Source organism: Bacteroides sp. MSB163 (genome assembly GCF_036416795.1).
GTDB lineage: Bacteria > Bacteroidota > Bacteroidia > Bacteroidales > Bacteroidaceae > Bacteroides > Bacteroides maternus.
Window position 1 is genome coordinate 290,365 of sequence record NZ_CP143867.1, and the last position, 13,317, is coordinate 303,681.

The following is a 13,317-nucleotide window of genomic DNA, read 5'->3' on the forward strand; positions in this document are numbered from 1 at the left end:
AATTGAGATGATATTATTTTATAAACTTTAGATAGGATTTGGGTACTTTGACGCTTGCGATCAAAACGCCCTTGATACGGATAACCACATAAGTTTTATTAGCTTCCGTAGCAACCTCACCTTCAATTCCACTGAAATCCCCCTTGACAACTTTCACTTTATCTCCAATAGCAAAAGGTTCGTTATCAAAATTAACCCCATCAGGATTCAAATCCATCACAAATATGAAGTCTTCCATCTGCTTATCAGGAACAACCAGCATGGAATGAGTAAATAGATCCTTCATGTAGAAAAGCTGGACATTATAAATATTGGATATGTCGCAAGCGGTTTGTTTAGTAGCACGGATGAAGATTAAATTCCGGATAACAGGAACCTCACTACGTTTACGACGATACTTCAACTGTGATATCACAATTCGCGTGGGAAGATAATAGTCAAGATCCAGTTTCTCTTCGGACTTAAGCTTATCTAAGGATTTTCGGACAGCAAACTCTTGCTTGTCACGAGTGCGGGCAGCAAACCAATATTTTTGATTTTCAATCACTTGCAAAAAGAGAATCGAGGATTTTACTATAGTTCCGGGTGCGCTTCGCGGTTTGAATGAGACATATTCTCTTTCAAACCGTAGCAAATAGATATTTCGACTTAATGTGTTATAAACGAAGATATTAAACTTCCAAAAGTGTTTTTTAATCGTTCGTTTAATGGGCAACGCCATCGTACCTTCAGAATGAAGTTTGAAGGCATAAAAATGAGAGGATATTAAATATATATATCATTAATATTATCACATTGATTACTAATAATATAACTGACTAAATTTGAAATAACAGAAATATTTTTATTAAACATCTTGCACGTTCAAAAAATACCCCTTATCTTTGCGCCCATTAAACGAACGTTTTTTGAACACCCCCTATTTTTTACTATACCATTCTAATTTACTGCATATTACACCTACCAAAAAAGTTTTTATTTCATTTTATTCATCATCCCCTATCCTACATATTAACAATCATAGTATCTTTGCGCCCTTATTTACAAATTAACTATTTTTTAATAAATACATTTATAAAATGAGTAATTCAAAAAAAACGCTGCAAAAAGCGAAGAAAAAGAGTTAGTAAAACCAAGTGAACAGAACAGCCAATCCTCTGAACAAGCGGAAAATAAACCACACAGAGGCCGTCCTAAGGGTAAAAAGGTTAAAGGAATTAACAACAACCAGGAAAGCATGCTGGGAAATCTTTTGGATGAGTACATCGAGGGTAATTTCTACGTTGGAAACAATGAAAAGATTCCACCCGAAAAACTCGAATTGGCCCCGTTTATAGAACGCATAGCGGAAACCAAACTCTTCCTAAATGATGGCGGAACCCCTATGTCAAAGAGCACTTTAACCAAAATGGCAGAAAAAATGTGGCAAAAGGATAAAAGAGTCCGACACAATGAAAAGCATAAGGAAAAATCACTCTACAGAAAAGACAGGAATTAAAAAGATACTGTCAAAACAGCAAGCCTTACCTTTGCCCTCACGTTAACAAGACCAAGTCAAACCTCAATGAGATGTCGCTTCCTCTTATGCGAAGCGACATCTTTTTTTATGCTATGGCATGGGCTTGAAAACGTAACCAACATTATTATTAATTAAATATATCGTAAGATGAAAAGACACGAGTTCAAAAATCCGGTTCCAGTCCGTGAAAGAATGGCAGAAAAATGGAAAAAACGGTTCATGTTCGAAAAGGGGTATTCTGAGAAATGTGCAGAATACATGGCACAAAGATTGATCGACCTCATTGACCACATGCAGTATGGCTATGCCCTTATTGCCTTTCACAAACAAGGCACAATCTTCAAAATGGTGAAAGCAACCCTCATACCCTATGAAAGTTTCTTCCACCGATTCTATGAAATGAAGCGCATAGAAAGTACTGTAGTTTACTGGGATGTAGAGTCACAGGCTTGGAGAAGTTTCCAGTTGGAAAATTTACTGGACTGGAGCCCCGTTTGCTAATCATTAATCACTAATCGTTTAATCACTAAAGAAATGGCAATGAATTGTACAGGGGTACTGTATTTCCCCATAACTATAAGTCTGCTCGAAGGAGTAGCAACAGAATTGATAGAAGCCCGGTTCGGACTGAAAGGTGTAGCGGCATTCATAAAGCTACTCGGAAAAATTTATAAAGAAGAAGGATATTATCTGGTGTGGAACAAAGAGCAGTGCATGCTCTTTGCCCACAAATTAGGAAACGAATTATCGGACAAGGAAATGCAGGAAATCGTAGAACTTCTGATAGCGAAAGACATATTCGACCGGAAAATGTATGAGGAACATCAGGTATTGACATCCGTACACATACAGAAAGTATGGCTGGAAGCTACCAAACGCAGAAAACGGGACTTGACTCCCCTCCCTTACTTCCTTATGGAAACCAAAGTTCCCAAAAACGGGAAAGAAGAAAATGAGGTACAAGATGTATTGTTTCCACCCGAAAATGCATACAATTCCGAACAAAGTAAAGAAAAGCAAAGTAAAGAAAAGCAAAACACTCCCCCTCTAACTCCCCAAGGGGAGGACGGAGGAAAAGGAATGGAGGGTTCTTCTTTCGAAATTCCGGGATACGCCTACAACAAGAAGACACACAATCTGGAAGGTTTGATGTTGGAACTGCAACAACTTCATATCGTAGACCGAAATGAAATCAATGCCATTCTGCGGCTATCCGACTACGGAAGACTGGGAGGATATGTGTTTAAAATAATCAGTAGTACACGGTGGAGCACCGTACTGGCAAAAGGCAAATACGTCATCGCCGCACTAAGAAAAGAGAAAACCAGAAACGGCTGATAATCAAGGCTAATATTAGCATTTGCCAAGGCTACACCCTTTACCTCCTATGGCTACACCCTTTAGGTCAAAGGGCTACACTATACGGGCGAAAGGGTGTAGCTATCCTAAAGTACCCATCAAGACTTACAAAATATACATCAATGTATAATACATCAATGTATATTTTTGAAATAATCATATACAGGTAGTACACGAACCGTTTTATCCCCAATAATAAACTTGTCACGCTGATTAAATGATAGCAATAATCCCTCAGGCAGATTAAAAAAGGTCAAGGCATCCAGCAGTCCTTCAACTTCACGCTTCCTGTTTTCGGCAGTCAATGAATAGCAAACCTGAATAGCTAAACAGGGTACACTGTTTTCAGCTATAATAAAGTCACATTCTTTCTGATTCTCATTATAATAAAAAATTTCCGAATAACGGCGACGCAACTCTGCAAAGACCATATTCTCCAATCGACGTCCTTCGTCACGGGTAAATGAAGGAGAGGCTATTGAAACTACACCATTATCCACGCAGTACACTTTCTTAGGATTTAGTAACTGTGCCTTATAAGAATATGAGAATCTCGGGACAAAGCTTATTAAATAGGTTTGCTCAAAATAAGAAAAATAGTCCGATACAGTAGATGTACTTTTCACTCCAAGCACTTGCTTGAGTTTATTGGCGGAAACCAAATTTCCTATATTCCCTACTAAATAAGCCAATAAACTTTTTAATGAATGCTCATCACGAATATTATACCTTACCGCGATATCACGATAGACGATATCATTGACCAAATCAGATAACACATCCGGATTATCTAATTGCAAGTATTGCGGAAAGCCTCCTTTATACAGGTAATCATATAAAGAGCCTTCACCAATCTCTTGTTCTTTATAACCACAATATTCTGCATAAGAAAAAGGAAAAAGTTCCTTAGTAATGTGCCGTCCGGTCAATTTGGTCCCCAATTCACGACTCAACATGGAAGCATTGGAACCAGTCACCACCACATAGAATCCTTCATCCAGCTTACCCCTGACATACACTTCCCATCCTTCAACAACCTGAACCTCATCGAAGAAAAGAAATCTACACTTCTCATTTTCCTTAATTACTTCATCTACTATGCGGAAATCGTTAAACTCAAAACCATATAATAGCGGAGTATCAAAATTCAAAAAAACAGTCTCTTCCAACTGATATTTATCCATTAGCATCTGAAACAGCAAAGTACTTTTTCCACACCGGCGTATGCCCGAAATAATTAGTGCATAATCCTGTAATAACGGAGAAAGAGAAGATAACAAATCACGCCTGTATCCCTGACCTTTTTTTATCCGCTCACTCTGCATGCGGATTGCTTCTATGATATCTGACCGACTTATCATAATATTTATCTTTTTAAGTTCAAGTGCAAATATAAGTATTCCATTCTGAATGGACAAATCCTTCCATTCCAAATAGACACTTCCTTCCATTCTCAATGAACAGAGAAAAAGAAGGGGCTAACTCCTCAATTGGAGCCAGCCCCTTACATATAATAAAGAGATTCTTCTCGATTACCGAACGGCTATATGAGTATTTTGCAAAGAAGCCTCATTTGCTCTTGTCAATATAGAAAAGCAATCTTATTAAGATTAATTAAAACAGTAAATGGCATATCTTTCAATAATGAAGCTAATTTTGTAACAAATAATCAAAATAAAGTATGAGAATCTATGAGTAAAACTTTCAATATTTATTGCGACGAAAGTACACATTTGAAAAACGATGGACATCCATATATGCTTTTAGGCTATGTTAGTATCGCATATCCCCAGATAAAGATGGCTAAAGAACAAATCAAAGCTATTAAGGTAAAGTATAACTACAAAGGTGAATTAAAATGGACTAATGTTCATGACGCTACATTTCCGATGTATAATGAGCTCATTAAATATTTCTTTACGACAGATATAAAATTCAGAGCTGTAGTCGTAGACAAATCTCAAATAGATGAGACTCGCCCTGAATATACTTTCAATGATTTCTATTTTAGAATGTACTATCAACTCTTGCATCATTTATCCGACATGGAGAATGAATATAATGTCTTTTTTGATATCAAAGATACATGTAGCCATAAGAAGCTCCATACATTACAAGATATTTTAAAATGGAACTCTTCTATCAGACACTTTCAGTTTATCCGTTCTCACGAAAGTTATTTTGTGCAGTTGGCAGATATATTAATGGGAGCCATTAACTATAATCTCCGAATTGAAAAAGGTGATGTGGAAGGTAAGGTTATAGCAAAAAGAAAACTTGTTGACAAAATTCAAGAACACGCAGATATCTCTTTAAACAGAACAACGCCACTATCAAAGAAAAAATTCAATCTATTCTTTATCTCACTAAAATAATAGTTATGCCTTTTAATCTACTGAAAAAATATCCGGAATTACTTGAAATTCTACACATGAATGAGCATCAACGTAAAGAATCTCTTATGAGAATCTACAAAAGAGATATAGAAGATAATCCAAATTTCAAGTTCAGAGAGAAACAAATCTATCCGATCAAATCAGATGGAGTGGCTGATATGGGTCGACAATTTACGCACCTTACTTGCGAAGAGGCAAAAGAAACAGATGAGAATGGTAATTTGCTTCCAGCCAAGCGAGTTTTTGAAAAAGACCGTTCTCAACGATTGCATTGGATCAATCATCACATTCAAGAATTGTCTTCTGAAAATATAGAAGTCTTCAGTGTGACAGAACGTGATCAGAAAAAACGTTGCGATATTACCAAAACATATGTTTACGATAAGAAAGAGAAATATGTGATAGTTCTCGAATGCCAAAGAAAAAGCTCTTATTACTTATTAACAGCCTATTATCTGAATAAAGAGTATGCGGAAAAAGGCATAAAGAAAAAGATGAAAAAGCGTTTACCAAATATTGAATAAAAAACGCAGGGCTCAGATTTATATCAAGATAAACCGAGCCCCGAAACTCCTTCTATTTGTAGATGAGCGTTGCAAATATACGCTGATATATTTAAATATACAACATTTTTTGCACCATGATTGTTTATTTAACACCTTGAAATAATCATATTCAGAATGAAAAAAATAGCGGTCGACTCACAAAGGGAGTCAACCGCTACTAAATATTAATATAAAAACGCTTTCTTGATTAGAGAGCACCTACTTCTTTCAATGCAGCGTTAGTTCCGTGAACAGCCTTAGCGCTGGCAGCGAATTTTTCTTTTTCGTCAGCAGTCAGTTCCAGTTCAACGATTTTTTCGATACCATTCTTGCCCAGGATAACGGGAACACCGATACAAAGATCAGATTCGCCATATTCGCCTTCCAGCAATACAGAGCAAGGAATCATCTTCTTCTGGTTGTGAATGATAGACTCAACTACATAAGCTCCTGCCGCACCCGGTGCATACCATGCAGAAGTACCCAGCAACTTAGTCAGCGTAGCACCACCTACCATAGTAGAAGCTACAACTTCGTTCAGTTTTTCTTCGCTCAACAGTGTGCTGACCGGTTGTCCTTTGTATGTAGCCAAACGAGCCAACGGAATCATAGTAGTATCACCATGACCACCGATTACCATGCCTTCCACTTCGTTTGCATTGCAACCCAAAGCTTGAGACAGGAAATATTTAAAACGAGAGCTGTCCAAAGCACCACCCATACCGATAACACGGTTCTTAGGCAGCCCCAAAGATTTCAATGCCAGATAAGTCATTGTATCCATCGGATTAGAAATAACTACAAGGATAGCGTTGGGAGAATATTTCAATGCATTTTCAGCAACTGTCTTCACGATACCGGCATTCACACCGATCAACTCTTCACGAGTCATACCCGGCTTACGGGGAATACCTGATGTGATAACGATAACGTCAGAATTTGCAGTCTTCTCATAATCGTTGGTGCAACCTACAATAGTGGTATCAAAACCCAACAATTGAGCTGTCTGCATCATATCCATTGCCTTACCTTCTGAAACGCCTTCTTTAACATCCAGCATTACCACTTCGTCAGCCACTTCATTAAAGGCCAACACATTAGCGCATGTAGCACCTACGTTACCTGCACCTACTACGGTTACTTTTGACATAATCTTCAATTTTTTGTTTATACGTGTAATAAAGTTGCGACAAAAGTACAACGACATTCGTAATTAAGGAAATTTTTCCGTAATAATTTTAGTTAAATGATTATTAAGTTAAGGGTTGGTGATTAGTGATTGACGATTAATGCTTATTTTTGCGGTGGAATAGACCTAACCCTATTTTACACACCTATTATATTAATGAAACAATATGGCAGATAACAAGAATAAGCTGGTGATTATTGCAGGTACTGTATTAGTATTAGCCTTGGTAGGCGTTACTGTATTATTACTCTCCGAAAAACAGACGAACAAAGAACTGGTACAGGAATTTCAACTGGAAAAGGAAGACCTGGAAAACGAATATACACGCTTTGCACAACAGTATGACGAACTGAAATTAACAGTCTCCAATGACTCTTTGTCCGTACTGTTGGAACAGGAGCAGCTGAAGACCCAACGTCTGTTGGAAGAACTGCGTACCGTAAAAAGCAGCAATGCCGCAGAAATACGCCGCCTGAAAAAGGAACTTGCCACCTTACGTAAAGTAATGATAGGTTATATCAACCAGATAGATTCACTGAATAGACTGACCGCCCATCAGAAAGAGGTGATCGCACAGGTCACGCAAAAGTACAACGACGCTTCCCGCCAAATCAGCAATCTGGCGGAAGAGAAAAAGAATCTGAATAAAAAAGTCACCCTTGCCGCACAGTTAGATGCTACCAATATCAACATACAAGCTGTCAACAAACGGGATAAAGTAGCCAAGAAAGTAAAAGACGTGGTGAAATTCAAGATAGGATTCACTATCGTCAAAAATATCACAGCCGAAACAGGCGAACGTACCATCTATGTCCGCATCACCAAACCGGATAATGACGTGCTGACTAAAAACCCTTCCAATACATTCCCGTATGAAAACCGCGAGTTGGGATATTCCATCAAAAAGTACATTGAATACAACGGTGAAGAGCAAAATATAACCGTGTACTGGAACGTAGAAGAGTATCTATATGCAGGTACCTATCGGGTAGATCTTTTCGCAGACGGAACACTTATCGGCTCACAATCCTTTACATTGAACTAAAAAAGATTAAATTATTTTGAGGTCTCACTGAAAGCCTATACATTTGCATCGTTGTTTATGCAATTATTGTTGCATCACAAAACATCATTTTAATCACCTTAATAATGTATAGACACGATGAGAAAGTTCTTCTGTTTCACTTGGTTGGTATGTCTGACCTTCTCTGTCGGCGCACAAGAGATTTTGAGCCTCGATAGTTGCCGTGCATTGGCCATTGCCAATAACAAAGAACTACTGATAAGTCAGGAGAAAATTAACTCTGCACATTATCAGAGAAAAGCGGCGTTTACCAGCTACCTTCCCGATATTTCCGCCACCGGTGGATATATGCGTACCCAAAAAGAGATTTCAATATTGAGTGATGCCCAGAAAGGTGCATTAGGTTCAATGGGAACTCAGGTGAGCGGCGCTATGCAAAATGGCATACAAGGTATACTGACACAGCACCCTGAGTTGACACAGAATCCGCAATTCATGGCATTGATCCAGGCGTTAGGAAGTGTGGACGTCGCCTCTCCGCTCAACGGTCTCGGAAATTCCCTCGTTGATGCATTTCGTACAGATACCCGCAACATGTATGCCGGCGCCCTGACGCTGACACAACCTTTATATATGGGCGGCAAAATCCGTGCTTACAACAAAATTACCAAATATGCAGAAGAACTGGCACGCCAGCAACATGACAGTGGTCTGCAAGATGTAATACTTAGTACCGACCAGGCTTACTGGCAAGTAGTATCACTCGCCAGTAAAAAGAAGTTAGCCGAAGGTTACCTCAAGTTACTGCAAAAGCTGGAAAGCGATGTGGACAAGATGATTGCCGAAGGTGTTGCCACCAAAGCGGACGGTCTATCCGTAAAAGTAAGAGTGAACGAAGCGGAAATGACACTGACCAAAGTAGAAGATGGCTTGAGTCTGTCCAGAATGTTATTATGCCAGTTATGCGGTTTGGACTTATCCTCTCCTATCACGCTGAAAGATGAACGGGAAGATGATCTCTCTCCTGATCCGGTAGCAGCGAATGGAATTGATCTGAATACGGTTTATGCTACACGGCCGGAAGTACGCAGTCTGGAACTTGCCACAGAAATCTACAAGCAGAAGGTAAACGTCACTCGCTCCGAATATCTGCCGTCACTGGCTCTGATGGGAAGCTATATGATGACCAACCCCTCCGTTTTCAATGGTTTCGAAAAGAAGTTCAAAGGTATGTGGAATGTGGGCGTGGTATTACAGGTTCCTATCTGGCACTGGGGTGAAGGCATGTACAAGGTGAAGGCAGCCAAAGCGGAAGCCCGTATCGCCCAATACCAATTGGACGATGCTAAAGAAAAGATAGAACTCCAAGTCAACCAGTCCGTCTTCAAGGTTAATGAAGCCGCTAAAAAACTGATTATGGCAAAAAAGAATCTGGAAAAAGCAGATGAAAATCTTCGATATGCCACCCTCGGATTTGAAGAAGGCGTGATAGCTGCCAGCAACGTACTCGAAGCACACACAGCCTGGCTTTCAGCCCAGTCCGAAAAGATAGATGCACAAATTGACGTGAAACTGACTGACATCTATCTGAAGAAGGCATTGGGACAGTTGAAAACAACCGATTACTAATTACTAATTATAAATTATAGAGATTGCACAACGCTTTCCGCTTAGTTTGAAATTAGTAATCAGTAATCAATAACACCATAATTAGTAATTCGTAATTAGTAATAAAAAAAATGGATACCAAATCACAAAACAGTAACATGCTATTAGCGTTCTTAACGCTGACAGGCGTCATTGCCATTGTAGCCGTAGTAGGTTTCTTCATGTTGCGCAAAGGACCGGAAATCGTACAGGGTCAGGCAGAGGTCACAGAATACCGGGTATCGAGTAAAGTACCGGGACGTATTCTGGAATTCCGTGTGAAAGAGGGACAAAGCGTGCAGGCCGGAGATACACTCGCCATACTGGAAGCTCCGGATGTATTAGCTAAACTGGAACAGGCCCGTGCGGCGGAAGCCGCTGCTCAGGCACAAAATGAGAAAGCACTGAAAGGCGCCCGTCACGAACAGGTACAGGCTGCCTTTGAGATGTGGCAAAAAGCTAAAGCAGGACTTGAAATAGCCGAGAAATCTTACAAACGTGTGAAAAATCTTGCTGATCAGGGCGTGATGTCAACCCAAAAGCTGGATGAGGTGACTGCACAGCGAGACGCTGCCGTCGCAACAGAAAAAGCCGCCAAAGCCCAATACGACATGGCAAAGAACGGTGCGGAACGAGAAGATAAAGCTGCTGCCGCCGCCTTGGTAGACCGTGCCAAAGGAGCCGTTGCAGAAGTAGAATCTTATATCAAAGAAACTTATCTTATAGCCCAGACAGCCGGAGAAGTGTCGGAAATCTTCCCCAAAGTGGGTGAATTGGTGGGAACCGGTGCACCGATCATGAACATAGCCATACTGGATGATATGTGGGTAACATTCAATGTCCGGGAAGATTTGCTGCAAGGTCTGACAATGGGAACTGAATTCGAAGCTTTCGTTCCGGCATTGGACAAAAATATCCGCCTGAAAGTGAACTACATGAAGGATCTTGGCACTTATGCAGCCTGGAAGGCTACGAAAACAACCGGGCAATTTGATCTGAAGACTTTTGAGGTAAAAGCTTTGCCACAGGAGAAAGTGGAAGGCTTGCGTCCCGGAATGTCGGTGATACTGAAGAAGTGATTAACAGTTAGTGATTAGTGATAAGTAAAGGAATGGCACGAGATAAGAAATATATAGCTTTGTGGAACGTCATGAAACGGGAAGGCCGACGGCTCGTTTCCCGTCCGCTGTACCTGTTCTGCATGGTGATAGCACCGTTGTTCTGCTACGTGTTCTTCACGACACTGATGGATTCGGGCTTACCGGTCAATATGCCTGTAGGAGTGGTGGATCAGGATATGACATCCACTTCGCGCCAATTGATGCGAAACCTGGATGCATTTGAGCAGACCGCCATCGTAGCCCATTATCCTACTATCAACGAAGCACGTGCCGCCATGCAGAAAGGAGAAATCTACGGATTCTACTACATTCCGAAAGGTACCACTGCCAAGGCGCAATCTCAACGACAGCCCACCGTATCATTCTATACCAACAATACGCTGCTTATCGCCGGTTCTCTACTCTACAAAGATATGAAGATGATGAGCGAATTGGCATCGGGAGCCGCCGCACGCGCCAGTCTGTATGCTAAAGGTGCTACGGAAGACCAGGCTATGGCATTCCTGCAACCCATCGTCATCGATACACATCCGCTGAACAATCCGTGGCTGAATTACTCCGTATACTTGTGTAATACATTTGCACCGGGCGTATTGATGCTGCTTATATTTATGATAACGGTTTACTCCATCGGCGTGGAAATAAAAGACCGTACCGCGCGCGAATGGCTACGCATGGGAAATAATTCCATCTACATCTCCCTTGCCGGAAAGCTGTTGCCGCATACGGCTATTTTCTTCCTGATGGGGATATTGTATAACGTATATCTATATGGCTTCCTGCACTTCCCATGCAACAGTGGCATCATGCCGATGCTTCTTGCCACTCTCTGCCTTGTGCTGGCTTCGCAAGGGATGGGCGTACTGATGATAGGTACATTGCCTACCCTGCGTCTGGGACTGAGTTTTGCATCCTTATGGGGAGTGCTTTCATTCTCTATGTGTGGATTATCATTCCCAGCTATGGCAATGCATCCGGTTCTGCAAGGATTAGCCAATCTGTTCCCGCTGCGTCACTATTTCCTGATCTATGTAGACCAGGCCCTGAACGGTTATCCGATGATTTATTCATGGATAAACTATGTGGCGTTACTTATTTTTATGATGCTTCCTTTCTTTGTCGTCCACCGGCTTAAAGAAGCGTTGATTTATTATAAATACGTGCCCTAATGAAACATCTGACGTTCAAACAGAAAGTAGTACAAGGTATCCACGACCTATTCTATATCTGGATACGGGAATTCCGCACGACCTTTCGCGATCAGGGTGTGCTCATCTTCTTTGTGCTTGTCCCGTTGGTGTATCCACTGATTTACGCTTTCATCTATACCAATGAAACCATACGGGAAGTACCTGCTGTGGTAGTGGATAACTCACGCAGTTCGTTAAGCCGTGAATATCTGCGCAAAGTGGACTCCAGTCCGGAAGTGAAGATCGTATCTTATTGCGCCGACATGGAAGAAGCCAAACTGATGCTGAAAGATCGTCTGGCTTATGGCATCATCTATATACCTGCTGAATTCAGTGAAGATATTGCACGGGGAAAGCAAACACAGGTCAGTCTGTATTGCGATATGAGCGGATTGCTTTATTACAAATCTCTGCTGAACACCAATACCAGCGTGTCACTGGATATGAATGCAGATATCAAAATGCAACGTGCCGGCAATACCACCAACCGCCAGGATGAGATTACCGCCTATCCGATAAAATATGAAGATGTTACCTTATTCAACCCCGCAAATGGTTTTGCGGCTTTCCTGATACCCGCGGTATTGATACTGATTATTCAGCAAACCTTGCTGCTTGGTATCGGACTTTCTGCCGGAACAGCCCGCGAACAGAATCGTTTCAAAGATTTGGTTCCTATCAACCGCCACTACAACGGCACATTACGTATCGTACTGGGTAAAGGTTTAAGTTACTTCATGGTGTATGCACTTGTATCCGTATACGTGCTCTGTGTAGTGCCACGTCTGTTCAGTCTCATCCAGATAGCTCAACCGGGTGTACTGACCCTCTTTATGTTGCCTTATCTGGCAGCATGTATTTTCTTTGCCATGACAGCTTCTATTGCCATACGCAACCGTGAAACCTGCATGTTAATATTCGTCTTCACATCCGTACCTTTATTGTTCCTTTCAGGTGTTTCCTGGCCGGGAGCCGCCATGCCGGATTTCTGGAGATACTTCTCTTATATCTTCCCGTCCACTTTCGGCATCAATGGCTACGTACGCATCAATAGCATGGGAGCTACACTGGGCGAAGTAGCCTTTGAATACCGTGCATTATGGATACAGGCAGGCATCTACTTCCTGACTACTTGCTGGGTATATCGCTGGCAGATTATCCAGAGCCGGAAGCATGTGATTGAGAAATATAAAGAGTACAAGAATAAATAACATACTGTAATGTTACCTTTCATGGTAATTCTGTTTACCTCACACGGTAACTCTGTTTACATGCCGAGGTGAAAGCCGTCACATGTGACAGTAAATACTTTTACATTCCGCGGCAA

At 41.0% G+C, this 13,317-nt stretch carries 13 protein-coding genes; 10 read left to right on the forward strand and 3 right to left on the reverse strand.

Features of this window, described 5'->3' with window-relative positions; genetic code table 11:
- Window positions 1-13: 13 nt before the first annotated feature.
- Complete coding sequence (locus VYM24_RS00995; RefSeq protein ID WP_330941242.1) at window positions 14-547, reverse strand: UpxY family transcription antiterminator; 534 nt, start codon at window positions 545-547, stop codon at window positions 14-16.
- 690 nt (window positions 548-1,237) lie between these two features.
- Between VYM24_RS00995 and VYM24_RS01000 the strand changes: the two genes are divergently transcribed.
- From VYM24_RS01000 to VYM24_RS01010, 3 genes are all read left to right on the forward strand, one after another.
- Complete coding sequence (locus VYM24_RS01000; RefSeq protein ID WP_299097098.1) at window positions 1,238-1,498, forward strand: hypothetical protein; 261 nt, start codon at window positions 1,238-1,240, stop codon at window positions 1,496-1,498.
- A gap of 168 nt (window positions 1,499-1,666) precedes the next feature.
- A complete protein-coding gene (locus VYM24_RS01005; protein ID WP_299097096.1) occupies window positions 1,667-2,020 on the forward strand; it encodes an SH3 beta-barrel fold-containing protein in 354 nt (117 codons plus the stop codon).
- Window positions 2,021-2,053: 33 nt separating this feature from the next.
- Entirely contained in the window at window positions 2,054-2,857 is an 804-nt protein-coding gene (locus tag VYM24_RS01010) for a DUF4373 domain-containing protein (RefSeq protein WP_330941243.1), read from the forward strand.
- A 155-nt stretch (window positions 2,858-3,012) separates the two neighbouring features.
- On the opposite strand, the gene VYM24_RS01015 is transcribed toward VYM24_RS01010, so the two are convergent.
- On the reverse strand, window positions 3,013-4,239 hold the full coding sequence (locus VYM24_RS01015) for an ATP-binding protein (protein ID WP_330941244.1): 1,227 nt from the start codon (window positions 4,237-4,239) through the stop codon (window positions 3,013-3,015).
- A 330-nt stretch (window positions 4,240-4,569) separates the two neighbouring features.
- Between VYM24_RS01015 and VYM24_RS01020 the strand changes: the two genes are divergently transcribed.
- Together VYM24_RS01020 and VYM24_RS01025 are read left to right on the forward strand one after the other, a co-directional pair.
- Window positions 4,570-5,253 (forward strand): DUF3800 domain-containing protein, encoded by a 684-nt coding sequence (locus VYM24_RS01020; protein ID WP_330941245.1) that lies wholly within the window; start codon window positions 4,570-4,572, stop codon window positions 5,251-5,253.
- Window positions 5,254-5,258: 5 nt separating this feature from the next.
- A complete protein-coding gene (locus tag VYM24_RS01025) occupies window positions 5,259-5,798 on the forward strand; it encodes a hypothetical protein (RefSeq protein WP_330941246.1) in 540 nt (179 codons plus the stop codon).
- A 229-nt stretch (window positions 5,799-6,027) separates the two neighbouring features.
- On the opposite strand, the gene mdh is transcribed toward VYM24_RS01025, so the two are convergent.
- The gene (gene mdh / locus VYM24_RS01030) at window positions 6,028-6,969 is read right to left on the reverse strand and encodes a malate dehydrogenase (protein ID WP_007210525.1); all 942 of its coding nucleotides are present in this window, start codon (window positions 6,967-6,969) and stop codon (window positions 6,028-6,030) included.
- Between the two features lie 205 nt (window positions 6,970-7,174).
- On the opposite strand from mdh, the gene VYM24_RS01035 reads away from it, so the two are divergent.
- The 5 genes from VYM24_RS01035 to VYM24_RS01055 all read left to right on the forward strand — a co-directional run bounded on the left by VYM24_RS01035 (window position 7,175) and on the right by VYM24_RS01055 (window position 13,201).
- Window positions 7,175-8,053, forward strand: a complete 879-nt coding sequence (locus VYM24_RS01035; protein WP_299097089.1) for a coiled-coil domain-containing protein — start codon at window positions 7,175-7,177, stop codon at window positions 8,051-8,053.
- Between the two features lie 117 nt (window positions 8,054-8,170).
- Entirely contained in the window at window positions 8,171-9,661 is a 1,491-nt protein-coding gene (locus VYM24_RS01040; RefSeq protein ID WP_330941247.1) for a TolC family protein, read from the forward strand.
- Between the two features lie 110 nt (window positions 9,662-9,771).
- Entirely contained in the window at window positions 9,772-10,758 is a 987-nt protein-coding gene (locus tag VYM24_RS01045) for an HlyD family secretion protein (protein WP_330941248.1), read from the forward strand.
- A 32-nt stretch (window positions 10,759-10,790) separates the two neighbouring features.
- Complete coding sequence (locus VYM24_RS01050; RefSeq protein ID WP_299097083.1) at window positions 10,791-11,969, forward strand: ABC transporter permease; 1,179 nt, start codon at window positions 10,791-10,793, stop codon at window positions 11,967-11,969.
- The gene (locus tag VYM24_RS01055; RefSeq protein WP_007210520.1) at window positions 11,969-13,201 is read left to right on the forward strand and encodes an ABC transporter permease; all 1,233 of its coding nucleotides are present in this window, start codon (window positions 11,969-11,971) and stop codon (window positions 13,199-13,201) included. The genes VYM24_RS01050 and VYM24_RS01055 overlap by 1 nt, the downstream gene beginning before the upstream one ends.
- The last annotated feature ends 116 nt before the right edge of the window (window positions 13,202-13,317 follow it).